Annotated in this window: 23 protein-coding genes, 2 pseudogenes and 1 other annotated feature; of the genes and pseudogenes, 9 read left to right on the top strand and 16 right to left on the bottom strand. The window is 39.4% G+C overall.

Annotated elements, in window-relative coordinates; genetic code table 11:
* Window positions 1-29 precede the first annotated feature (29 nt).
* From HR060_RS18200 to HR060_RS18170, 7 genes and pseudogenes are all read right to left on the bottom strand, one after another.
* Window positions 30-416, bottom strand: a pseudogene (locus HR060_RS18200) (helix-turn-helix domain-containing protein); the annotation flags it as partial.
* A gap of 96 nt (window positions 417-512) precedes the next feature.
* On the bottom strand, window positions 513-914 hold the full coding sequence (locus HR060_RS18195) for an MAPEG family protein (RefSeq protein ID WP_174201706.1): 402 nt from the start codon (window positions 912-914) through the stop codon (window positions 513-515).
* Between the two features lie 118 nt (window positions 915-1,032).
* Window positions 1,033-2,931 carry a S9 family peptidase gene (locus HR060_RS18190; protein ID WP_174201705.1) on the bottom strand — a complete coding sequence of 633 codons (1,899 nt, stop codon included), beginning with the start codon at window positions 2,929-2,931 and terminating at the stop codon, window positions 1,033-1,035.
* 167 nt (window positions 2,932-3,098) lie between these two features.
* Window positions 3,099-3,965, bottom strand: a complete 867-nt coding sequence (locus HR060_RS18185; protein WP_174201704.1) for a hypothetical protein — start codon at window positions 3,963-3,965, stop codon at window positions 3,099-3,101.
* A 129-nt stretch (window positions 3,966-4,094) separates the two neighbouring features.
* The gene (locus HR060_RS18180) at window positions 4,095-4,325 is read right to left on the bottom strand and encodes a hypothetical protein (protein WP_174201703.1); all 231 of its coding nucleotides are present in this window, start codon (window positions 4,323-4,325) and stop codon (window positions 4,095-4,097) included.
* A gap of 88 nt (window positions 4,326-4,413) precedes the next feature.
* Window positions 4,414-5,031 carry a DsbA family protein gene (locus HR060_RS18175; RefSeq protein ID WP_174201702.1) on the bottom strand — a complete coding sequence of 206 codons (618 nt, stop codon included), beginning with the start codon at window positions 5,029-5,031 and terminating at the stop codon, window positions 4,414-4,416.
* 68 nt (window positions 5,032-5,099) lie between these two features.
* Window positions 5,100-5,462, bottom strand: coding sequence for a group I truncated hemoglobin (locus tag HR060_RS18170; RefSeq protein WP_246283217.1), 363 nt, complete (start codon window positions 5,460-5,462; stop codon window positions 5,100-5,102).
* 601 nt (window positions 5,463-6,063) lie between these two features.
* Between HR060_RS18170 and HR060_RS18165 the strand changes: the two genes are divergently transcribed.
* The gene (locus HR060_RS18165; protein ID WP_174201701.1) at window positions 6,064-7,035 is read left to right on the top strand and encodes a haloalkane dehalogenase; all 972 of its coding nucleotides are present in this window, start codon (window positions 6,064-6,066) and stop codon (window positions 7,033-7,035) included.
* Window positions 7,036-7,103: 68 nt separating this feature from the next.
* Here HR060_RS18165 and HR060_RS18160 read toward each other — a convergent pair whose 3' ends face one another.
* The 9 genes from HR060_RS18160 to hisG all read right to left on the bottom strand — a co-directional run bounded on the left by HR060_RS18160 (window position 7,104) and on the right by hisG (window position 17,104).
* On the bottom strand, window positions 7,104-9,470 hold the full coding sequence (locus HR060_RS18160; RefSeq protein WP_174201700.1) for a hypothetical protein: 2,367 nt from the start codon (window positions 9,468-9,470) through the stop codon (window positions 7,104-7,106).
* A 246-nt stretch (window positions 9,471-9,716) separates the two neighbouring features.
* Window positions 9,717-10,337: a bifunctional phosphoribosyl-AMP cyclohydrolase/phosphoribosyl-ATP diphosphatase HisIE gene (gene hisIE / locus HR060_RS18155; RefSeq protein WP_174201699.1), complete on the bottom strand. Its 621-nt coding sequence runs from the start codon at window positions 10,335-10,337 to the stop codon at window positions 9,717-9,719.
* Entirely contained in the window at window positions 10,331-11,107 is a 777-nt protein-coding gene (gene hisF / locus HR060_RS18150; RefSeq protein ID WP_174201698.1) for an imidazole glycerol phosphate synthase subunit HisF, read from the bottom strand. The genes hisIE and hisF overlap by 7 nt, the downstream gene beginning before the upstream one ends.
* Window positions 11,089-11,826 (bottom strand): 1-(5-phosphoribosyl)-5-[(5-phosphoribosylamino)methylideneamino]imidazole-4-carboxamide isomerase, encoded by a 738-nt coding sequence (gene hisA, locus HR060_RS18145; protein ID WP_174201697.1) that lies wholly within the window; start codon window positions 11,824-11,826, stop codon window positions 11,089-11,091. Before hisA ends, hisF begins: the two co-directional genes overlap by 19 nt.
* Window positions 11,823-12,419 carry an imidazole glycerol phosphate synthase subunit HisH gene (gene hisH, locus HR060_RS18140; protein WP_174201696.1) on the bottom strand — a complete coding sequence of 199 codons (597 nt, stop codon included), beginning with the start codon at window positions 12,417-12,419 and terminating at the stop codon, window positions 11,823-11,825. Before hisH ends, hisA begins: the two co-directional genes overlap by 4 nt.
* A 19-nt stretch (window positions 12,420-12,438) precedes the next feature.
* Window positions 12,439-13,509 (bottom strand): bifunctional histidinol-phosphatase/imidazoleglycerol-phosphate dehydratase HisB, encoded by a 1,071-nt coding sequence (hisB, locus tag HR060_RS18135; protein ID WP_174201695.1) that lies wholly within the window; start codon window positions 13,507-13,509, stop codon window positions 12,439-12,441.
* Window positions 13,510-13,604: 95 nt separating this feature from the next.
* A complete protein-coding gene (gene hisC, locus HR060_RS18130) occupies window positions 13,605-14,699 on the bottom strand; it encodes a histidinol-phosphate transaminase (RefSeq protein WP_174201694.1) in 1,095 nt (364 codons plus the stop codon).
* 1 nt (window position 14,700) lies between these two features.
* Window positions 14,701-16,047, bottom strand: coding sequence for a histidinol dehydrogenase (gene hisD, locus HR060_RS18125; RefSeq protein ID WP_174201693.1), 1,347 nt, complete (start codon window positions 16,045-16,047; stop codon window positions 14,701-14,703).
* A 154-nt stretch (window positions 16,048-16,201) separates the two neighbouring features.
* Window positions 16,202-17,104, bottom strand: coding sequence for an ATP phosphoribosyltransferase (hisG, locus tag HR060_RS18120; RefSeq protein ID WP_174201692.1), 903 nt, complete (start codon window positions 17,102-17,104; stop codon window positions 16,202-16,204).
* A 22-nt stretch (window positions 17,105-17,126) separates the two neighbouring features.
* Window positions 17,127-17,245: a sequence feature (His leader region), on the bottom strand.
* A gap of 312 nt (window positions 17,246-17,557) precedes the next feature.
* Between hisG and HR060_RS18115 the strand changes: the two genes are divergently transcribed.
* From HR060_RS18115 to HR060_RS18080, 8 genes and pseudogenes are all read left to right on the top strand, one after another.
* Complete coding sequence (locus HR060_RS18115) at window positions 17,558-18,019, top strand: YehS family protein (protein ID WP_174201707.1); 462 nt, start codon at window positions 17,558-17,560, stop codon at window positions 18,017-18,019.
* Window positions 18,020-18,033: 14 nt separating this feature from the next.
* Window positions 18,034-18,384 (top strand): RidA family protein, encoded by a 351-nt coding sequence (locus HR060_RS18110; protein WP_343044277.1) that lies wholly within the window; start codon window positions 18,034-18,036, stop codon window positions 18,382-18,384.
* A 5-nt stretch (window positions 18,385-18,389) separates the two neighbouring features.
* Window positions 18,390-18,803 (top strand): alternative ribosome rescue aminoacyl-tRNA hydrolase ArfB, encoded by a 414-nt coding sequence (gene arfB / locus HR060_RS18105; protein WP_174201690.1) that lies wholly within the window; start codon window positions 18,390-18,392, stop codon window positions 18,801-18,803.
* Between the two features lie 18 nt (window positions 18,804-18,821).
* Window positions 18,822-19,268: an NUDIX hydrolase gene (locus HR060_RS18100; RefSeq protein ID WP_174201689.1), complete on the top strand. Its 447-nt coding sequence runs from the start codon at window positions 18,822-18,824 to the stop codon at window positions 19,266-19,268.
* Window positions 19,269-19,403: 135 nt separating this feature from the next.
* Window positions 19,404-20,507, top strand: a complete 1,104-nt coding sequence (mnmA, locus tag HR060_RS18095; protein ID WP_174201688.1) for a tRNA 2-thiouridine(34) synthase MnmA — start codon at window positions 19,404-19,406, stop codon at window positions 20,505-20,507.
* A 32-nt stretch (window positions 20,508-20,539) separates the two neighbouring features.
* Window positions 20,540-21,163: a high frequency lysogenization protein HflD gene (gene hflD / locus HR060_RS18090; RefSeq protein ID WP_174201687.1), complete on the top strand. Its 624-nt coding sequence runs from the start codon at window positions 20,540-20,542 to the stop codon at window positions 21,161-21,163.
* 28 nt (window positions 21,164-21,191) lie between these two features.
* Window positions 21,192-22,562, top strand: coding sequence for an adenylosuccinate lyase (gene purB, locus HR060_RS18085; RefSeq protein WP_174201686.1), 1,371 nt, complete (start codon window positions 21,192-21,194; stop codon window positions 22,560-22,562).
* Between the two features lie 108 nt (window positions 22,563-22,670).
* A pseudogene (locus tag HR060_RS18080) lies at window positions 22,671-23,057 on the top strand (IS3 family transposase); the annotation flags it as partial.
* Window positions 23,058-23,086 lie beyond the last annotated feature (29 nt).

The following is a 23,086-nucleotide window of genomic DNA, read 5'->3' as shown; positions in this document are numbered from 1 at the left end:
ACAAGCTCTACTGACAGATAGCTTGGTTATGTTTTTTTCTTCAATAACGCGTTGCGTTGCTTTTTTGTGATACGTACTCCGAAATCTTTATCAAGTACATCGACTATCGTTTCAAAGAATTGTGCTTTTATCTTGGTATCTTCTAGCTCTTTTTCGAGGGCTTTGATTTTTTGCTCAGGTGTTAAATCATTGGGTTTAGACATAAGGGGAAGCTCATTCATATGATTGGGAGTACCTTTACTCCAATCTAGTTGACCATATCGGCGAAGCCAAGTTAAAACGGTTGAAGCCCCTTGTATTCCATAGTGGTTTTGCGCTTGTTTGTAAGTACATTCGCCTTTTTCTACTTTATCAACGACGGATAATTTAAAGGCAAGTGAATAATCTTTTTGTGTACGCTTAGTTATTGGTTTCATTATCTTCTCCAAATTGAAGTTGGAAAAGTGTCAACCTTATTCAGGACGGGTCAAGATACTTACAAAAGGCGCTAATAAAGCGCCTTTTTATTTAAATTAACGAATAGCGATAATTAAAACCAACCACATGCCTAACACGGCTATTACGCCGCCCCAAAACATCAACATGCGATGGATAACATTATTATAGGTAAGGTGAACCCATGCGTGTGCAACTCTGAAACTGACAAAAATCCAAGCTAAGTAAAGCGCGGTATCACTGTCAATTTGTAGGCTTACAAAAAGTGTTGATACTACATAAAACAACACAGGTACTTCGAACATATTGTTGAAACTGCGTGTTGTTTGCGTAACACGCTCAGGCACAGTTTGACCTTGCATAGCCTGATAATATTTAATTTTAACCTGGCCGTTCGATACGCTTTTAAATCTTACAACAAGTGCAATGATACCGACGATAAACGTCAGAATGACCATAGCAAACAAGGCATAAATCATCTTGGTGAGTCCGTGAAATGTATTGTGGGCCTTAAATTAGCTTATTATTTGAGTAGATACAAAAATGCCAGACGATGGCGTCTGGCATTTTTAACGTCTATTCATTTAATGCGTAGTCTTATAATGTGTCATCTAACCATTTAAAGAATTCACGCTGCCATACAATACCGTTTTGCGGATTTAATACCCAGTGGTTTTCTTCTGGGAAATATAAGAAACGACTCTTCAAACCACGTAATTTAGCTGCTTGGAAAGCCTGAATACCTTGACCTAAAGGTACGCGGTAGTCTTTTCCACCATGAATGACAAACATAGGTGTATCCCATTTATCAACATAGTTAATAGGGTTGAACTCGTTATACGTTTTGCTTACCGCAGGATTACTTTGTTCCCAATAAGCCCCACCAAAATCGTGATTTACAAAAAATAATTCTTCGGTTGTACCGTACATGCTGCGTAAATCAAAAACACCACAGTGAGAGATAAAGGATGAGAAGCGACCGTCATGGTTACCCGCTAAGTAAAATGCAGAATAGCCACCAAAACTTGCACCTATGGCGCCAATACGTTTTTTATCAACGTAAGACTCTTTAGCAACATCATCAATGGCATCAAGGTAGTCTTGCATTGCTCTACCGCCCCAATCTTTACTGATGTCTTCATTCCATTTTGTACCATGTCCTGGCATACCGCGGCGGTTAGGGGCAACCACTATGTAGCCTTGAGACGCCATTACTTGGAAGTTCCAACGGTAAGAGTAGAATTGAGAAAGTGGTGACTGTGGTCCGCCTTGTAAATAAAGAAGTGTTGGATATTGCTTGCGCTTATCAAAATTAGGTGGATAGATAACCCAAGTCGTCATGTCTTGGCCATCTGATGTTTTAACCATGCGCTTTTTCACTCTAGGTAAATCTAATTCTGCATAAAACGCATCATTAACGCTTGTTAATGCCGTTAATTGTTTATCAGCAAGATCGAAACGATAAATTTCTTTTGCCCGATTCATGCTGTTACGGGTAACAACAAGCTGACCTTCTAGCGCTGCGACAATACCATTAACGTCAAATTGACCTTGCGTTAACTGTTTGATACTTGGTTTGGATTGTTGGGTAACCGCAACTTCAAATAACTGGATAGTGCCATCTATTGGAGCAATGAAGTAAATGCTTTTTGCATCATGACTCCATTTAAAACTGAAGACTGTGCCGTCCCAATGTCCAGTTAAATTTACCTGTTTGCCAGCTAGATTAACGATGATATCCGTTTTATCTGCTTCATAAGTCGGCTTATCCATTTGCAGCCATGCTAACTGACCTTGAGATGAAAAAGCAGGATACTTGTCATAACCTAAATTACTTTGTGTCAGGTTCGTTATTTTTTCACTCTCAAGGTTATAGCGATAAATATCTGTATTGGTACTTTTTACATAATCCGTACCTGCTAGTTTTTTACTCACATAATAGATATTCTCGCCCTTTGGACCCCAAGTGTAATCACTGGAGCCACCAAACGGTGATGTAGGACTTTCAAATGCCTTACCTTCAAGGATATCGACTTTTTGTTCTGTAATTAAATCTTGATAAAAAACGTGTTTAAAGCTGCCGTCTTTCCATGTATCCCAATGACGATAATTTAAATCATCAAAAACATAAGCGTCGGCTTGAGACAGATCAGAATGAACATCTTTGGCTAGAATACTTTCCACTTTAACTGATTCGTGGAATAGCTTTTTTTTACCATCTGGCGAAATTTTGTCATCTTTTAGTACACCTTGGTACGCATCAAGCAATTGAGACGCGCCACCTTTAACCGGTACTTGATAAACTTTGCTGCTAAAGTTGTTATCTTCAACACTCGGGGTAGTCACTTTATAGATAACATGGGTTTGCTCATGGTTTAGGCCCAAAGCGCTCACACGCTTTACTTCCCAAAGTTTTTCTGGCGTCATAACATCGTTTGCCGATGCTCCCACACTGAGCGCTAAACCAACACTCGCACTTAAAAACAGTCGCAACATGGATAAGTATCCTTTAAATATAAAAAACATTTTTAGCCTACATAAATGTGAAGTGAGTTAAAAGGACATGCCGTCAAATCACAAAAGGCTGGTTTTTATCTAGTGTTGAGGTAAAAAAGCCAGCGTTAAGGTAAACACTGGCTAAATTGATGCAGGGATTAGCGCAGTTAAAAATGTGGTCTTAGGGCTTCGATTATTTTTGCACTTATCCAATAAATTTGGGCTTTATCACCATTTTGGCCATAAGCGCGGTTAAAGAATAAATATTTACCATCGGGTGACACGCTACCAAACTGTTCTTGGTGCTCTGTATTAATCGCTTTGCCTAAGTTTATGGCCATGCCCCAAGAACCATCGGGTTGTTTAAATGAAATATACAAATCGCTATCACCAAAACCACCATATCTGACACTATCCCAAATTAAATACGATTCGTCTTGTGCAATAAAAGGGTGGGCCGTCCACTTACCTGAGTTGATGGTTTTACTCAAAGATTGTGGTGTTTGATAATGGCCATCGACTAGCCTTGAAAAACGAATATTGCCTTTCTCTGTGGCTTCATCAAAATAATAGGTACCCGATTGAGATGCTGTTAATCGCATGATGGGAATATCGGCAAAAGTAGTGCCTAGCTGTTGAATCCCTGACCACTGATTGTTTTCACGAACACGCAATTGTTTACCTAAATGTAGGGTATGACCATCGGAAGAAATAAATGGCTGACCAGCTTTGCTAGCGACTAATGATTCTACCCATTGTCCATTCTGATATTTGTATACAAACAAGGTATTGTGTTTATATTCGCCACCGCGTCTTCTGAAATATATTTCGGATAAGTCAGTGCTAAATGTTGCTGAGCCAACACGATGGCCTTTATCTAGATACTCGGTTGCAAAAGGTATGGCAGTTAAACCAGGCGGCGTTTGGCCTAAGTATAAATGTGCTTGCGCTTGTTCCTCTTTACCAACAGTATTTGAACTGAACAGCATAAAACTAAAAAAACTGAACAGTAAAGAAAAACGACCAAATTGCATTTCAATATCCTTATGAAAAAATAACCACATTTGTATTTAGATTAAACGAGATTAGCTTTGATAATCAATGAAATTACACAAGGAATATGACTTAAGTATTTATATAAACACTTACCTTCTTACCTAGCATTAATGATCAACAGGCTCGCTAAGCGCTTGTTTGAAATATTCGATACTCGCTTCTATTAACTCAAGCGGTACATGCTTATCAAATAATGTCATTGAGCTTTGGTTTAAACTAACGTCTTTGAATATTTCTAACAGTAATTTATCTTCTAGGTATACTTCAACACCCATACCATCACGTGCATTGGTAATGTCAGATGCGATAAGGGCGTCATATTGTTTAAGTAATTTCACTGATCTTTCTCTTCGTTTTATAACTTGGTGTAATCAAAAAAGATTTGAGATTTTACCGCATTGTTAGCGATAAATGTTTGTTGTATCTTCAACGCTTATGTCTCAGCGCGTTATAGTTATCTGTCAGCTCTTTTGCTGTGCAAAATCCTAATGTTAATGGCAAAACGTATTTGTCATCATTTATATAAAAAAGGGCAGGGAAACCCGTTACACCAAATTGTTGGCTGATTGCTAAATGCTGTATAAACTCTGCTTGCGTGTGTTGTGACGTAAGGTGTTGGTTAAATTGATTCACATCTATCTCAATTGTACTGGCGCAATCACAGAGTGTGTCAGTTAAAGATGGATTTTTAGCTTGTTGATAATATGCAGTTTGAATAGCCTCAATCATCAACCGAGCACCATCTTCAATCATATGAGAGGCAGCAATCACCGCACGGCAAGCCAAGTAAGTTGAGCGATAAGGCGTATTCATTTGCCAGTACTTGTGATTAAATTTAATCTGTGTTTTCGCTTCAATTTGATGCCAATAACCAGCGATGGTTTCTCGCATCTCCTGTGGCATGGGTTCTTGGGTATCTGGCGCTAGCCCACCCATGATCAAATCTAACTCTAATTGACTGTTTTCTGATAAAAAAGCCGCCAATTCTGGTGCAAAGGCATAACACCAAGCGCACATAGGGTCCATTACATATACAAGTTTCATTGATATCGCCAAGTTGTTTAAAAAAGATACCTAGATTGACTGGGCATCCTATTTAGCTGCAGTGTGTTTTAAACTAAAACAATCTCATCTTTCATGCTGTAAAGTGCAAAAAGTACTTCTTCTTGCTCTCGCTGAGCAATGTTGTTTTTGCTCAATGCTTGCATCGCATCATCAATAGCCGATAAAAATTCATGAGAAGAGATATTCATACCGCGATGTGCCTCTAACATGTTTTTGCCTTGGTAGAAATTAGGGCCGCCCGTACCTGTAATAAAAAAAGTGGCTACTGCTTTTTTTAAACTATCCGGGTTTGAGTCTTTAAAGCGGGCTGAAAACGCAGGGTTAACCAGGTGTAAATCAACTAGATCACTTGCAGTTTGATTGATACCTGCCGATCCACCTAAACGTTCATATAAAGATTGTTCCATCATGCGACTCCTTTTTTATATCGCTATGTGTATATCTGTGGTTTAGACCAAAAGTTAATTTTGGGTATAAAAAAGCCCTCGCAGGTGACTGGAGGGCTTTCTTGGTAAGCGGGCAAATTTCATCCAAGCAATAGTTCCCCCAGCCACATCGTGGTGGTGCGGGTTGTAGTGGTTTTGCATGTGAAGAAATTGATAAAAATCATGTGATTACACTAGGTTTAATTCTGTGCAATGTCAATCGTTTAATTGTTGGCTAAAGGCAATGAATAATGCACACAATCTTTATTTTGATCATTAATTATTAAGTAAAAGTTTGAAGATCTCGATGCATATAAGATTTCAAACCAAAATGGGTTCAGCTCTTTTTAATTTGTACGTGATTCTTTGTGTTTATTGAGTGCATACCAGTCATTCTAGCCAAAATTACACTTCTATATCATTGAAATATAACACTTAAGTTAATTATTGAGTCATTTCCAATTAAAGGGATTTTTATGGTTAAAAAAAGCCATAAAGTACTTGAGCACTAGAGGCAAATATAGAATTGCCCACTAGTTAATGATTGATTTTGATCTTTACACATTAACTCTCAAGGAGAATAACAATGACATTAGCACGTACACTTTTGCTCACATTAATTGGCAGTACCTTGCCATTAGTTGCACAAAGCGAAACTAAGCTTCCGCTTCCAGTTATCAGTGAAGTACATAACATTGAACAGCATACAATAGATGTCAAAGATAGTTGGATGTCTTACCTTGAACAAGGTGAAGGTGATACGGTTATATTTGTTCATGGTAACCCGACATCTTCTTATTCATGGCGTAACGTTATGCCATACGTTTCTGATACACACAGAACCATTGCCGTTGATTTAATTGGCATGGGCGATTCAGGTAAACCTGATATTGAATATAGCTTTAAAGAACAATATCAGTATTTTAGTAAATTCATTAAAGCGCTAGATGTTGAAGATGTGATTTTGGTGGGACATGATTGGGGCGCCGCGATTGCTTGGCACTATGCTAAGAAAAATCCAAATAAAGTTGAAGCGCTGGCATTTATGGAAGGTGTATTACCTCCACAATTTCCTGCCGAGAGTTTCGAGAGCTTAGGTCCGGCGGGCGAATTTTTTGAAACGCTAAGGGATCCGGTTCTAGGGCCTATGCTGGTTATTGATCAAAATATCTGGATTGAACAAGGTTTACCTGGGTCGGTAAATAGAACACTGGGTGATGAGGCGATGGAAGCATATAGAGCACCTTATTTAGCGCCAGAATCGCGATTACCTTTATTAGCTTGGCCAAATCAATTACCGGTAGCCGGAGAGCCTGTTCATACAGAACGGGTAATGCGCGGTATAAAACGCTTCATGCGTAAAACGGAAATGCCAACGCTTTATATCTATAGCTCACCTAGTGTTGATAGCTCGCCTCAGGTACTTGATTGGTACGTTGATAAAATTGATAACCTTGAAACAACATTTGTTGGTCAAGGGCTTCACTATCTACCTGAAGATCAACCAGACGCAATTGGCCGTGCGTTAGATGATTGGTTGCGTCGTTTAGACGATTAATTACAAAATACCTTGATGGTAAAAAAGCCTATCGCGCTTAAAACGCGATAGGTATTTGTTAGTTATGCTTACCTTAGCTCGTTAGGGCATTGCCAAGTTGTGCTTTTTTGGTGGGTGTATTGATAACATAAGCCTTCACTGCGTTCTTGCAGGATTTTTATCATACCTGTCTTATCTGAGTAATCGGCGACGCCCACTTCATTAAAGCAATTGAGATAACCATCAGCCACTAAACACGTTTTGTCTTTGTATTGGGTAATGCCGTAAACATGGCTAAATTTAGCGATAAGCGGGGTAATATGCCTTGGGTTATTACCCCAACATTGCCAAGTACCATTGCCAAACTGGACACAAGCATCTTGATCGCCAACTAAGTTGATTCGTTCAATTGGTCCTACTAATTCAGGTAATTCACTGATGATTGGGTTATTCGTGTTACCGAGACATTCCACTTCGCTGTTTTGAGTCAACATACAAGCAACGTCATTAGTTACCTTCAGTTGTTTTTGCTCAGGTGTTTCAAGTGTGAAGCGGGTTGTTCTACTGTCATAGATACAATAGGTGTTTACCCCAGTGACGGTACATCTTATATCGTCAGTAGATTCTGTTAGTGCGCGATACATATCTAGCACTTTTGAGCTTTGGGTATCAGCATTACCATCATTAAAAGATGCGTTTAACTCTACTTCGTTGGCAAACGATGAAGAGCTTAAATAGCTAGATACACCATCTGGATTATCAATAATCTCACCGATTAGCGTTTCTCTTTGCCAAGTGGCAGTTTTGTCAGTTAATTCACCGTCGTAGAAGATTTGATGAAATAGCTTTACTTCAGAGCCAACAAAAAATAGTTCGGTCAAGCCCGGGTAAATAGAGTAGTGAGATGGAACAAGGCGAACCTTGATATAGTCATTTACTTGGTAATCTCCCACAAAAGCTGTAATGGCTAATGTTGTTTCTGTTTCCTCTGTTATTTCATCAGTAAGTAAATTAACGATGATGTCACCATCAATAATTTCAGCCGATTCGGTTGAAAAAGATAGTGTAGAAAAAGGTAAATCGACGGTGATGGCATCAATTAACGTATGACTACTTGATACATCTACTACAAACTGACCTTTTTCATTGTTATAAAGCGCTAATGGCTCATCAATATCATGTCCAATATTGAGTTCACTATTTAACGAGTAATGATTTAATACACGTATAGTTTGACTGAGATGGCGTTCAGTTCCGTTTGTGAGTGTCACGGTAGCATCAGCAAAAATATCAATGAAAAAGCCACTGCTGAGCTCAGGGATAGTTAGGTTAAGGCGCGCGCCATCAACACTGTAATTTTGATCTGAAAGTTCACTAACCGTCCAGTCAATTGTTGCTATTTGATCAGGGTTATCCGTTTTAACATCAATAAATACATCATGGCCCTTTACCGCTAAGCTTCGGTTAGCACTTAACGTTACATTAGAATAGGTAGTGATATCGTTTATCGTGACGGGGATTTTCGCAGTTTTTGAGTCAATTGCTGAAGTCACGGTTACTTCAAGATTTATTACTTCAGTACCTGAAACCTCAGGCGCTTCAAAAGATACTGTTTTAGTCGATTGACCAGCCAGTGTAATGTCACTATCTAGCCACTTCCAACTAATTTGGGTGTCAGACTCACTACTATCGATATTTACAGAAATTTCACCAGTATTGCCTTCATCAATCTGATAGCTTGTCGGTAATGAAATGCTGAGATAATCACTATTTTCTGGAGTGACTCGAATCACAGTTTGTTCTTTAGTGATCAATCCATTTGCAGTGACAGTGATGACAGCATTGTAATCTGTCGGCTGCCCCACCATTGGCATTAATAATTGAACAGTGCTTTGGGCTGATTTATCGCTAATAGTATTTTCAGTGAAGGTATCAAGGCGCAGCGCTTCATCAAATTGCCATTCAATGTCTGTAATGGTGTACTCTGATGTGATAGGAACGACAAAGTTTAAGTATGTGTTTTCTTTTGCAGTATATTGGCTAGCAATATCGATAACCGTTTGATCTGTCTTAGGTTGCAAAATAATGGTGACACTTTTTGAGGTACTCGCATTTTTACTATCCGTGGCGGTAAGCGTCAAAACGAGCTCTGTTTCTTGCTGAACTTCCGGTAATTGGATACTGGTTACAGACATTGTTGATTGCGTTATTGTCAAACCATCAATTTGATTTGTCCAAGTTAGGGTGATGGGGTCGCCCTCAGAATCTGAAACATCATGACTGATTGAAATTACCCCACCGCTTAGTGCCGTCATATTATTGGTTAAGACCAGCTCTGGGGCTTTATTAGTAACAGGTGTTCTGGAAGATGGCGCAGAAGAACCAGAACCACCCCCAGATGAACCACCACATGCAGAAAGTAATAAAATACCAAATAAAATAATTGCGTTACGCATCCTTGCTCCTAAATGTTTTATTTAAGGAGCGAATTCTGCATGTTTATTCAACAATATAAAATATTTATGGGATAAGTAGTAGAAAACAAAAGATAGGCGCCATTTATCTAACTAAATTTTTATGTTGAAAATAAGGGTTTCTCGTTATCTTTGAGGTTTATTAGGCGGGAGTATGGATAGTGAGGATACAAAAAAACCGCACTTTTTAAGCAATGCGGTTTTGACTTCAATAAAAAGTATATACTTTTATTTTGCGTGACGTTCTTTAAGTTTATTAACCACGTCGACTAGCGATAGGTCCATACTTTGTAGCAATACTGTTAAGTGGTAAAGTAAATCAGCTGATTCACAAACAAGTTCATCTTTATCACCCGCTGTTGCAGCCAAAGCACATTCAACGCCTTCCTCACCCACTTTTTGCGAGATTCGTTTTACACCACGAGAAAAAAGGTGAGCAGTATAGCTTGATTCTGGATCGGTACCTTTACGCGATGCGATCACATCTTGTAAGTCACTTAAAAATGCAAGTTGTGGTTGGCCATCTTCATCCCAACAGGTTTCATTACCTAAATGGCATGTTGGGCCAACAGGGTTAGCAAGTGCAATTAAACTGTCTTGGTCACAATCAGTCGATAGCTCAACTAATTTTAAGTGATTTCCCGACTCTTCACCTTTTGTCCATAAACGGTCTTTAGTTCGGCTATAAAAAGTGACTAACCCCGTATCAAAGGTTTTATTTAACGCATCAACGTTAGCAAAACCTTGCATTAAAATCTTACCTGAGAAAGCATTTTGAACAATGATAGGTAACATACCATCGCCTTTTTCCCAGTTTAATTCTTGTATATTCTCTGCTGTGACTAACATGGGCGGATCTCCACACCTTCTGTTTTTAATACGTTTTTAAGCGTTTCCATTTCAATAACATTTTTATGGAACACACTAGCTGCTAGAGCGCCATCAACATCAGCTTGTTTGAATACATCAGTAAAGTGTTCAATGGCACCTGCACCACCAGAAGCGATTAAAGGTACTTTACAGACTTCACGGGCAAGCTTTAATTGTTCAATATCGTAACCTTGGCGGACACCATCTTGGTTCATGCAATTAAGCACTATTTCACCAGCTCCAAGCTCTTGAACTTTTTTTATCCAATCAAATGTTGTCCAATTGGTTTTTTGGGTACGACTTTCATCTCCGGTAAACTGATAAACTTCGTATTGATTTGTCTCTTTGTTAAAAAAAGAATCAATACCGACAACAACACATTGCTGGCCAAATCGTTTATTAAGCTCAGTTACTAATTCTGGAGTCGTCAGTGCAGGGGAGTTGATTGAGATTTTATCCGCGCCCATTTCTAAGATAATACGGGCTTGCTCAACAGTTTTAATACCACCTGCAACACAAAACGGGATATCGATTTTCTCTGCAATACGCGATACCCAGCTTTTATCAACAACACGCTGGTCACTTGAGGCTGTGATATCATAGAACACAAGCTCATCTGCGCCCATTTCAGCGTATTTTTCGGCTAACGGTACGATGTCTCCGATGATTTCGTGGTTACGGAATTTAACCCCTTTAACGACTTTACCATCGCGCACATCTAAACAAGGAATTATGCGTCTTGCCAGCATGCAATCGCCTCCTCAATGGTGAATTTACCCTCTAATAAGGCGCGTCCAAGAATCACGCCGCCTACATTGGCTGGTTTTAGCGCTTCAATATCACTGATTCCACCAATTCCGCCAGATGATTGCCAAACGATTTGAGGGTATTTGTCGCAAACTTCTTTATATAAATCGACATTAGAACCTTGTAACGTACCATCACGACTAATATCTGTGCAAAGTACGTGGCGCAGGCCTACTTTTAAAAAGTCATCAACGGTATCTTCAAGACTGACACCTGAGTTTTCTTGCCAGCCGTGAGTTGCGATAAATTTATTGCCATTTTCATCGATATTAATGTCGAGTGCTAAAACAATCGCCTCCGGGCCAAATGTTTCAATCCAGTTTTTAACAATTTCAGGTTGCTTTACTGCCAAAGAACCAATAACAACGCGATCCACGCCATTAGCAAGTAATTGTTCAACATCTTTTTTCGAGCGAATACCGCCACCGGCCTGGAATTTCATCAGCCCTGTATCAGCCATTTTTTTGATTAACTCAAGTTGACGAGCATCTGGGTCTTTAGCACCTGTTAAGTCAACAATGTGTAACCATTTAGCGCCACCTTTAGCGTAGGTTTGCAACACTTCAACTGGGTCTAATTTGTATTCGGTCTTTTGTGCGTAGTCGCCTTGATATAAACGTACTACTTTACCTTCTATAAGGTCGATTGCAGGGATGATCATGCTTTCATCTCCAAGAAATTTTTAATAATTTTTGCACCAGATTTACCAGAACGCTCTGGGTGAAATTGCACGCCCATGAAGTTGTCTTTGGCAATACTAGCAGAGAAGGTTTGGCCATAATCGCAGGTCGCTAATGTAAATTGACTTGGCGCTGCGCATAGGCTGTGGACGAAATAAAAGTAATCGTCTTTTGTGATACCTTCGAACAATGGATGTTCAGGAATAGTCGATAAGGTATTCCAACCCATGTGGGGGATACGTACATGCTCTGGTGCATCGATAGGGTTGATCTCACCAGGGATAAGGCCAATACAATCCACATCACCTTCAGCAGAGTGTTCTGTCATTAATTGCATGCCAAGACAAATACCTAAAACGGGTTGCGTTAATTCACGAACTACTTCAGGGATTTTTCTTTCATTGATTATTTGCATGGCAGCGCCAGCAGCGCCTACACCTGGTAAAAATACTTTTTTCGCTGCTTTAATTTTTGCAGCATCAGCTGTGACTAAAACATCATAACCTAGACGTTCAATACAGAACTTAAGTGATGATAAGTTAGCACAAGCCGTATCTATGATAACAATACTCATTGTTTTACCTTAGATATGCTTAAAGCATACCTTTAGAGCTCGGTAACTCTGTGCCTTCGATGCGGATTGCCTGGCGAAGTGCACGACCAAATACTTTAAATAAGCTCTCAACTCTGTGGTGATCATTATCACCTGTCGTTGATAAGTGCAGGGTAATAGCCATACCATCTGCTAGTGAGCGGAAGAAATGCGGAACCATTTCAGTCGCTAATTCACCTACTAATTGATGATCAAATTTGGCATCGACTTTAGTAAATGCGCGACCTGAAATATCTAATGTACATTGAGCTAAGCACTCGTCCATAGGTAAACAGAAACCAAAGCGGCCGATACCTTTTTTATTGCCTAACGCTTGTTTAAGTGCTTGACCTAGCGCAAGTGCGGTATCTTCAACACTATGATGGTCGTCAATGTGTAAATCACCATCAACCTGAATATTCATATAAAAACCACCATGAGTCGATATTTGATCTAACATGTGGTCAAAAAAGCCAATACCCGTTGAGATATCTGCTTTTTGTACTTTATCTAGGTTAACTTCGACTGTGATGTCGGTTTCACTGGTCTTGCGGACGACTTTAGCTTCACGAGGTTGTTTAGTTAAACGCTCAACGATGTGATCCCAGTTGCAAGACTCTGGGTTGTACTGAAAGTACTTAATGCCCATGTTCTTTGCTAACTCGACATCGGTTTGGCGGTCACCAATTACGTATGAGTTTTCAAAATCGACGCGACCTTCTTGCAGGTAATCTGATACTAAGCCTAACTTGGGTTTACGACAGTTACAGTTATCTTCATCAAAATGAGGACAAATTAAAATATCATCAAATACAATACCTTGTGACTTGAAAATATCGAGCATCTTGTTATGTGGCTTTTCAAAATCGGCAGTTGGGAAACTATCGGTTCCCAAACCGTCTTGATTGGTGACCATAACAAATTTAAAACCTTCAGCACGAAGCGCTAAAAGGGCTGTCATTACATTAGGTTCAAACTCTAACTTTTCTAAAGTATCAAGCTGATAGTCTACAGGCGGCTCTACTACTAAAGTGCCATCACGGTCGATAAATAAGATTTTCTCTCTGGCCATGTTTGCCTTTCTCTACTTTGTTAATACGCTTCTTAATTGGCGTACTTTTAATGTTTAAAATTCAGGTCTAATCAGTTAAATCTGCATGGGCGTAATTAGGCTTTAAACGCCTGCATTACGGCTAATAATTTGTCTGTATCGGCTTCGCTGCCAATTGAAATTCGCAAACTGTTATCTAAAAGTACTTGTTTAGAATAATCACGAATTAAAATCCCATTTTCAACTAAGGTATTAAACAGTGCTTTTTTATGTTCGGTTCGGAACATAATGAAGTTTGAGTAGCTGTCGATTTGTTCATATACATAATCGAGCTTATCAAGTGCTGCTTGAATTCTGTCTTTCTGATTATTAATTTCGACTAATTGCTTTTTCATTAAAGCAATGCCTTCATCAGTTAAAGCCTGAGAAGCAATTTGAGCAACCGGCCAACTAATCGGATACGGAGCAATGACTTTACTCATTGCGTAGATAATGTCTTGATTGGCAAGCGTGAAACCACAACGGAGGCCTGCCAATGCAAATGCTTTTGATAAGGTACGCAATATTGCTAGGTTGTCGTAGTTATCAATCCAAGAAGCAACAGAACTTTCTGGTGCAAATTCAATATAAGCTTCATCTACTGCAACAATAGCTGTGCCTGCAAAAAGCTCTATGACGGCTTTTATTTGTTCGTGTGAAACTAAGGTGCCCGTTGGATTATTAGGGCTACATACAAAAACGACCTTGATTGGTTTGCCTGCTTGCTCAGCTTCAATTTTAGCTTGTGCCATTGCTTCGATGTTTAGGCTGAAATCTGCATTGGTGGGTACTTTTGTTACCCCGATATTGCAGGTTTCAGCACTGATTGCATACATGCCGTATGTCGGCGGGCAAATGAGGATTTGGTCATTATCGTCACAAAACGTCCGGATCAGAAGTTCGATTGATTCATCTGCACCACGACCAGCTAAAACTTGTTTGTTAGTAACACCAGCATAACGGGCGTAACTGTCTATTAAACTTTCAGGCTGAAAGTCTGGGTAACGGTTAAGTACACTGTCGTCTAGCTTATAGGGGTTTGCAAAAGGGGATTCATTGGCATTTAACCAGACTTTACCTTCACCTTCTGTTCCTGAAAATGCGCGACGAGCAGATTCATAAGGCACTAAACCTTTGATATTTTCACGTGTTAATTTATCAGCCAAACTCATCTTATTGATCCTTTAAAATATCATTACCTGCTAATGTGCCAGCTTTATTCAAGCGGATACCCACAGCGTTACGGTGTGCATCTAAACCTTCTGCAGCAGCTAAGTGCATAATGGCAGGACCAATCGCTTCAAGACCACTTTGGTTAAGCTCTTGAACTGTGTAACGTCGACTAAAGTCAGATAAATTTAGGCTCGAGTAGGCTTTGGTATAGCCATAAGTCGGTAACACGTGGTTAGTACCTGAAGCATAATCACCTGCTGATTCTGGTGAAAAAGCGCCTAAGAAAATAGAACCAGCATTCTTTAATTTAGGTAATAGTGCACGCGCATTGTCAGTTTGAACAATTAAGTGTTCCGGCGCATATTGATTAGACACATCTATCGCTTGTTCAATGTTATCAACCACAAAAATGCGTGAGTGGCTAAGTGCCGCTTCTGCAATTTCTTTTCTGGGTAATAGCTTGAGTTGCGCGATTGTCGCTTGCTCTGTCGCTTGTGCTAATTGTTCAGAATTAGTCACTAGAATGACTTGAGAATCTTTACCGTGTTCAGCTTGTGACAGTAAATCAGCCGCGACGTAATCGGCATCAGCATTTTCATCAGCAATCACTAAAACTTCACTCGGACCTGCTGGCATATCGATAGCTGCCCCAAACGCATCTTGGCTTACTTGTTGTTTTGCTTCTGTTACAAAGCTATTGCCAGGGCCAAATATTTTATCTACTTTTTTAATCGATTCGGTACCGTAAGCAAGTGCTGCAATCGCCTGAGCGCCACCTGAGATGTAAAGCTCATCCACACCACATACTTTTGCAGCGTAGCGGATTTCAGGTGTAACTTTTCCTTCTTTATTTGGAGGCGTCATCAGTACTAAGCGTTCACAACCTGCAATACGTGCTGGTGTGGCTGTCATAATTACTGTAGAAGGTAAGGGAGCTGTACCACCTGGTACATACAAGCCCACTTCTGGAATTGGCTGCGTCATTAACTCACAAACCACACCTGGCGTGGTTTCGACTCGAACGTTTTGAGGCTTTTGTGCTTCATGGAAAGATTTAACTTGAGCATGAGCTAGGTCGATGGCGTGTTTTACTTCTAGCGAAACTTCTTTTTCAGAAGCATTGATTTCATCTTGCGAAACACGCAAAGACGCTAATTCAACGCCATCAAACTTACTGGCCAAGTCAACTAAGACTTGGTCACCTTGGTCTCGAACTTGTTTAATGATATCGGCAACAAGTGCAGTTAAGCTCTCACTATCGCCTAATGCAGGGCGTTGTAAGAGTTGTGCTTGTTGTGATGCATCAAGCGTGTCCCAAACTAATGTCTGACCAAAAACTGTACTCACTTTAATTAAATCCTCTATGGCTTTTGGGTAGATTACTGACTCACAAATGAGATTCTAATTTGCTATCTATATACGAAAGTAGGGTGGATTACCTTGTCATTTAGAAAGTCAGTGACATTATCAATGACAAGGTACATCAAACTATCAAAGCGTATTAGTTAAGCATTTTCTCGATAGGCATTACTAAGATTGAACTTGCGCCCAATGCTTTTAATTGCTCCATCGTTTCCCAGAATAATGTTTCTGGACTGACAACATGTAAAGCAACTTGTTCATCGTCACCTGCAAGTGGAAGTACAGTAGGTGATTCAGAGCCTGGTAATAGGGCTATAACTTCATCTAGCTTTGCTTTTGGCGCATGTAGCATGATGTACTTGCTTTCTTTAGCTTGCATTACACCTTCGATACGTGTCATGAAAGTATCGATTAACGCCTGTTTATCGTCTGAGATTTGAGATGCAGTTTGGATTAATACTGCTTTAGATTTATAGATAACTTCTGCTTCTTTTAAGCCGTTCGCTTCAAGCGTAGCACCCGTAGAAACAAGATCACAGATACCATCAGCAAGACCGGCACGGGTGGCAACTTCTACTGAGCCTTTCAATAAACAGAAAGATAAGTTAACGCCTTTTTCACCCATGTACTTCTCAGTTAATCGCGGGTAAGTAGTCGCAATTCGGGCATTTTGAAGATCTTCTGGTCCGTTGTATTGCATTTCTTCTGCAACAGCAATAGATAAGCGACAACCACCAAAGTCGAGGACTTTTAATTCTTTAAATTCGGCTGGTAAACCTTTAGCTGCACGTTCAAGGCTTTCTTCTTCTAATACATTTTGACCAATGATACCTAAGTCACATACACCATCCATAACTAAACCAGGAATGTCATCATCACGTACGAGTAATAAATCAACTGGCATATTGCTCGAATGTGCAATTAAACGACGGTCACGCGTGCTAAATTTAACACCTAATGCTTTTAATAGCTTTTTTGACTCATCACTTAAACGACCACCTTTTTGGATGGCAATACGTAAACGTTTGTTATCTGCTGTCATTATCTTTTTTCCTATCCTAAAAACTTAAAAACCCTCGGGAGGTGGTTACCTTCCGAGGGTTTTTATAATTTGACTCCGGAAGATACGCGATGTCCTCCAGCACTAAACCTGAAAGACTAATCCGATGAATGATGATGGTGGATAGTGATGTTCAGGTTTGTGATCATAATTTCTCTCTTTAAACCAGTGTTTGGTAATTTTTATAATTTAAATCAGCTACAAATTTGTATCTGTATTTTTACGCGACAAGTTAACTGAAAAGCTAATTAAAGGCAAGGGCTGTAGTAAAACCAAAGGTGATTTTATATAACTTTTTACCTAATTGGTGCTTAAGTAACCAATCTAGATTCAACGTTATTCATTTAATGTGACATTGGGGTGACAAAAACCAAGCTATTGTGGCTAACTCAAGTTAAAATAATGAAATTATTAAGTAACACTGAGATCACACAATTGACGAATAACGACATTTTAAGACGTTTGAGATACACATTTGATTTAGACGATAAAGCCATGTTAGATACTTTTGACGCTGCTGATTTAAAAGTAGAGTTATTAAAGTTGCATGCATGGTTAAAAAAAGATGATGTCGAAGGGTATTTGGCAATTAATGATGTTACTTTTGCCACTTTTTTAAATGGCTTTATCAATACCAAACGTGGAAAAAAGGAAGGCCCTCAGCCTGAACCTGAAAAAACACTTAACAACAACATCATATTTAGAAAGTTAAAAATTGCATTAGATTTAAAAGCAGAAGATGTATTGGATATCCTTTTACTCGCTGATTTTAGATTGAGTAAACACGAATTGAGTGCCTTTTTTAGAAAACCCGATCATAAACACTTCCGTTTGTGTAAAGACCAAGTGCTAAGAAACTTCTTAATGGGGATGCAATTAAAGCATCGTCCAGAATAACAACAACAGAGAATATAATGATTGAAAGAATTGAAACTGGCGCTCGTATGAGCCGAATTGTAAAACACAATGGTACTATATACCTTTGTGGTCAAGTATGTGCAGATGCTGAACAAGGTATTAAAGAACAAACTCAAACTATGCTTGATAAAGTTGAAGCATTACTAGAGAAAGCTGGAAGTGATAAAGAGCACATGTTATCTGCCACAATTTACATAAAAGATATGGCTTATTTTAAAGAAATGAATGAAGTATGGGATGCATGGGTACCCGATGGACATGCACCTGCAAGAGCTTGTGTGGAAGCTTCAATGGCTCGTGAAGCCTTATTAGTTGAAATTTCAGTTGTTGCCGCTGAAAAGTAAACATTATGTTGGAAATTTCAAACAACGTCAGTATCGCTGATTGGGAGATCCAACTGACTGCTATCCGCGCCCAAGGCGCGGGTGGACAAAACGTGAATAAAGTATCCTCTGCTATTCACTTGCGCTTTAATATCCACCATTCAACATTGCCAGATTTTTATAAAGAGCGACTCCTTCAATTAAAAGACAGTCGAATCACTAAAGACGGCGACATTATTATCAAAGCGCAGAAATACCGTACCCAGGAACAAAATAGAGAAGATGCATTACTGCGTTTACAAGCACTCATTAAATCTGTCACTAAAGTGCAAAAGAAGCGCATCGCCACTAAGGCAACCAAAAGTTCTCAACGAAAACGCATGGATAAAAAGACCCAAAGAGGTCAAACCAAAGTATTAAGAAAGCGTGTCGATTACTAGCTTATAAAAGGATTCACCATGTTCAAGCCCAATACAACGGTGTCTTTAGTTGTAAAATGCCAAGATAAATTTCTTATTGTTGAAGAAATTGATGACGGTAAAGTCGTATTCAATCAACCTGCAGGCCATTTAGAGGCAAATGAAACGCTACTAGATGCAGCTAAAAGGGAGCTATATGAAGAAACAGGCCTTAAGTTAGAACCACAATGTGTTTTGGGTATATACCAAAGTGAAGTACCAGAGAAACAAATACAGTATTTAAGGTTTTGCTACATCATTGAACTAGATGGGGAATGCCCTCAAACAAGCCCTAAAGACAGTGATATCAAAGCCGCACATTGGTTCACGCTCGATCAAATTAGGCAAAGAGATTCACAAATGCGCAGCCCTATGGTCATGCTCTGTATAGAAGATTATCTGTCTGGTCAATCTTTCCCGCTTTCATCAGTTAAGAGTATTTTTTAAATATTTAGTTAAATCTTTTTAACACGGTTTAGATGGTCATCTAAACCTGATAGAATATCGCGCCTTATTTTTATACCTAGTGAAATTTAAAAAACACACTAGGTTGTCATTATTAAACAGCGGGTATTTGCGTAAATGTCTGACAACAGTAGTAAAAAAGTAATTGTTGGTATGTCAGGTGGGGTTGACTCATCTGTTTCGGCTTATCTTCTACTTCAACAAGGTTATCAAGTTGAAGGTCTATTTATGAAAAACTGGGAAGAAGACGATACTGATGAATATTGTGCTGCTGCTGAAGATTTAAAAGACGCACAAGCTGTCGCAGAAAAATTAGGTATTGAATTACACACTGTTAATTTTGCTACTGAATACTGGGATAACGTTTTTGAGTACTTTCTTGCTGAATATAAAGCGGGACGAACGCCTAATCCAGATATCATGTGCAATAAAGAAATTAAATTTAAAGCGTTTCTTGATTTTGCAGCTGATGCGCTCGGTGCAGACTACATAGCTACAGGTCATTACGTAAGACGTGACCAAGATGATGAAGGCAAATTTAGGTTATTACGTGGCTTAGATAACAATAAAGATCAAAGTTACTTCCTATATGCTGTAGGTACCAAACAAATTGGCCAAACATTATTTCCTGTTGGTGAATTAGAAAAGCCAGAAGTGCGTCGCATCGCTGAAGAGCAAGGTTTAGTGACAGCCGATAAAAAAGATTCAACCGGTATTTGCTTTATCGGTGAACGTAAATTTACCGACTTCCTACAACAATACTTACCAGCTCAACCCGGTGATATTGAGACAGTTGATGGTGAAGTGATTGGTAAGCACAATGGTTTGATGTACCACACATTAGGGCAGCGTAAAGGTTTAGGTATCGGTGGCAAGGCTGACAAAGGCGTTGAACCTTGGTACACCGTTGATAAAGATTTAGAGCGCAATGTGTTACTAGTTGCTCAAGGTAAAAAACACCCTCGGTTATTCTCCAAAGGTCTTATCGCCCATCAATTAAATTGGGTTGATGGAAAAGGGCCTCAAGGTACAATCAAGTGCGCGGTTAAAACCCGTTACCGTCAACCAGATATCGCATGTACATTGGAACGCACAGCGGATGATGAAATTAAAGTCGTTTTTGATGACCCTGTTTCTTCCGTTACACCGGGACAATCAGCCGTATTCTACCTTGATGAAGTGTGTTTAGGCGGCGGCATCATTGACGAACTAATCAAATAGAAACAATAAAATAGAAAAAGAGAGTTTGATTTATGTCACATGTAACGTATGAGCAAACATTGGCATTAGCAGGCATAAGTAAAGCTTGTTATTGCGTACAACAGTTAGCTCGTCAAGGTACATTAGATTATGACATGCTTGAAGAAGTACTTAGTTGGGTATTACAAACTGACCCAGAGCAGCCTGTTGATGTATTTGGTGAAGAGCAAAGTCTTCATTTAGGTTACCGCATTATTCATGATCAGTTGGGGCATAAATCAACGCCAAAAGACGCAGAGCTAACTCGATATGTATTGAGCTTGATGACTTTAGAGCGCAAACTCATGGCCAATAAAAACGCCCTTCAGCACTTATCGCGTTGTATTGAAGATGTACGCCGTCAACTCGATCATTTTGAAATTACTGACTCACAAGTAGTCGGTAATTTAGCCGGAATTTATAAGGATGTTGTCAGTCCTTTGGGTACCAAAATCCAGATTTTAGGTAACCCAGCACATTTAAGACACAGAGACATACAAGATAAGATTCGTGCACTATTATTAGCCGGTGTCAGAGCTACTGTACTCTGGCGTCAGTTAGGTGGTAAACGAAGAAACATTATCTTTCGCCGCAGCAAATGGGTTGCATTTGCGACGCAAGCGTTACAAAAAATTTAACTTACATCTTTTCTGATAGGAGATCCTGATGGATTTATCAGCTTTATCTGCAATTTCACCAGTAGACGGTCGTTACGGCAGTAAAACAACTGAATTACGTACTATTTTCAGTGAGTTTGGTTTAATCAAATATCGCGTAACAGTAGAAGTACGTTGGTTGCAAAAATTAGCTCAAACTGCAGCAATTGCAGAAGTACCAGCATTCAGTGACGAAGCTAATGCTGTTTTAGACGCAATCGTTGCAAACTTCTCTGAAGCAGATGCACAGCGCGTCAAGGATATTGAGCGTACTACTAACCACGATGTAAAAGCGGTTGAGTATTTCTTAAAAGAAAAAGTAGCGGATAACGCCGAGTTAAATGCAGTAAACGAATTCATCCACTTTGCTTGTACGTCAGAAGACATTAACAATACATCACATGCGTTAATGTTAGCAGAAGCTCGTGAAGAAGTGATTTTACCTTACATCGATAAAATCTTAGCTGAACTTAAGCGCATGGCCAAAGAATACCGCGATGTTGCAATGATGGCACGTACTCACGGTCAGCCGGCTTCTCCTACTACTATGGGTAAAGAGATGGCTAACGTTTACATGCGTTTAAAACGTCAGCGTGATCAAATTGCTAACGTTGAGATTTTAGCAAAGATCAATGGTGCAGTAGGTAACTACAACGCGCACTTATCAGCATACCCAGAAGTAGACTGGCACCAGTTCAGTGAAGAATTTGTGACTTCATTAGGTGCGACTTGGAATGCCTACACGACACAAATCGAGCCGCATGACTACATTGCAGAAATGTTTGATGCTGTTGCACGTGCCAACACGATCATTTTAGATTTCGATCGCGATGTTTGGGGCTACATTGCTCTAGGTCACTTTAAGCAAAAAACGATTGCAGGTGAAATTGGTTCATCAACAATGCCTCACAAAGTTAACCCAATTGATTTTGAAAACTCAGAAGGTAACTTAGGTATTGCTAATGCTATCTTCGATCATTTAGCGGCGAAATTACCAGTATCGCGTTGGCAGCGTGATTTAACTGATTCAACGGTATTACGTAACTTAGGCGTAGGTGTTGGTTATTCATTAATTGCTTACCAAGCGGTATTAAAGGGTATCAGCAAGTTAGAAGTAAATGAGCAAAGCCTGCTTGACGAACTAGATCAAAACTGGGAACTTCTAGCAGAACCGATCCAAACTGTTATGCGTCGTTACGCGATTGAGAAGCCATATGAAAAGCTAAAAGAGTTAACGCGTGGTAAACGCGTTAATAAAGAGATCATGGCTGAGTTTATTGATGGTTTAGCATTGCCAGATGCTGAAAAAGCGCGCTTAAAAGAATTAAGCCCAGCGACTTATATTGGACAAGCACAAGCATTTGTTGACCGTTTAGTATAAGAAGTAAGTTCATCTTTTTAAAAAGGGAGCATGGTGCTCCCTTTTTTTATGCTTGTGACCCGTCCTGAATAAGGTTGACACTTTTCCAACTTCAATTTGGAGAAGATAATGAAACCAATAACTAAGCGTACACAAAAAGATTATTCACTTGCCTTTAAATTATCCGTCGTTGATAAAGTAGAAAAAGGCGAATGTACTTACAAACAAGCGCAAGACCACTACGGTATTCAAGGTGCTTCAACCGTTTTAACTTGGCTTCGCCGATATGGTCAACTAGATTGGAGTAAAGGTACTCCCAATCATATGAATGAGCTTCCCCTTATGTCTAAACCCAATGACTTAACACCTGAGCAAAAAATCAAAGCCCTCGAAAAAGAGTTAGAAGATACCAAGATAAAAGCACAATTCTTTGAAACGATAGTCGATGTACTTGATAAAGATTTCGGAGTACGTATCACAAAAAAGCAACGCAACGCGTTATTGAAGAAAAAAACATAACCAAGCTATCTGTCAGTAGAGCTTGT

The sequence above is a fragment of the Marinifaba aquimaris genome (assembly GCF_013328345.1).
In the GTDB taxonomy this organism is placed as follows: domain Bacteria; phylum Pseudomonadota; class Gammaproteobacteria; order Enterobacterales; family Alteromonadaceae; genus Marinifaba; species Marinifaba aquimaris.
Note: the sequence above shows the minus strand (reverse complement) of the source record. Positions and strands in the feature narration are given on the sequence as shown.

Excerpts from the sequence above, each read along its gene's own strand:
- hisF (WP_174201698.1), bottom strand. The coding sequence starts at position 11,107 with ATGCTGGCAAGACGCATAATTCCTTGTTTAGATGTGCGCGATGGTAAA.
- mnmA (WP_174201688.1), top strand. The coding sequence starts at position 19,404 with ATGTCTGACAACAGTAGTAAAAAAGTAATTGTTGGTATGTCAGGTGGG.
- HR060_RS18195 (WP_174201706.1), bottom strand. The coding sequence starts at position 914 with ATGATTTATGCCTTGTTTGCTATGGTCATTCTGACGTTTATCGTCGGT.
- hisB (WP_174201695.1), bottom strand. The coding sequence starts at position 13,509 with ATGGCCAGAGAGAAAATCTTATTTATCGACCGTGATGGCACTTTAGTA.
- purB (WP_174201686.1), top strand. The coding sequence starts at position 21,192 with ATGGATTTATCAGCTTTATCTGCAATTTCACCAGTAGACGGTCGTTAC.
- HR060_RS18165 (WP_174201701.1), top strand. The coding sequence starts at position 6,064 with ATGACATTAGCACGTACACTTTTGCTCACATTAATTGGCAGTACCTTG.
- hisH (WP_174201696.1), bottom strand. The coding sequence starts at position 12,419 with ATGAGTATTGTTATCATAGATACGGCTTGTGCTAACTTATCATCACTT.
- hisC (WP_174201694.1), bottom strand. The coding sequence starts at position 14,699 with ATGAGTTTGGCTGATAAATTAACACGTGAAAATATCAAAGGTTTAGTG.
- HR060_RS18170 (WP_246283217.1), bottom strand. The coding sequence starts at position 5,462 with ATGATGGAACAATCTTTATATGAACGTTTAGGTGGATCGGCAGGTATC.
- HR060_RS18185 (WP_174201704.1), bottom strand. The coding sequence starts at position 3,965 with ATGCAATTTGGTCGTTTTTCTTTACTGTTCAGTTTTTTTAGTTTTATG.
- arfB (WP_174201690.1), top strand. The coding sequence starts at position 18,390 with ATGTTGGAAATTTCAAACAACGTCAGTATCGCTGATTGGGAGATCCAA.
- hisG (WP_174201692.1), bottom strand. The coding sequence starts at position 17,104 with ATGACAGCAGATAACAAACGTTTACGTATTGCCATCCAAAAAGGTGGT.
- hflD (WP_174201687.1), top strand. The coding sequence starts at position 20,540 with ATGTCACATGTAACGTATGAGCAAACATTGGCATTAGCAGGCATAAGT.
- hisIE (WP_174201699.1), bottom strand. The coding sequence starts at position 10,337 with ATGTTAGTCACAGCAGAGAATATACAAGAATTAAACTGGGAAAAAGGC.
- HR060_RS18160 (WP_174201700.1), bottom strand. The coding sequence starts at position 9,470 with ATGCGTAACGCAATTATTTTATTTGGTATTTTATTACTTTCTGCATGT.
- HR060_RS18175 (WP_174201702.1), bottom strand. The coding sequence starts at position 5,031 with ATGAAACTTGTATATGTAATGGACCCTATGTGCGCTTGGTGTTATGCC.
- HR060_RS18100 (WP_174201689.1), top strand. The coding sequence starts at position 18,822 with ATGTTCAAGCCCAATACAACGGTGTCTTTAGTTGTAAAATGCCAAGAT.
- HR060_RS18190 (WP_174201705.1), bottom strand. The coding sequence starts at position 2,931 with ATGTTGCGACTGTTTTTAAGTGCGAGTGTTGGTTTAGCGCTCAGTGTG.
- hisA (WP_174201697.1), bottom strand. The coding sequence starts at position 11,826 with ATGATCATCCCTGCAATCGACCTTATAGAAGGTAAAGTAGTACGTTTA.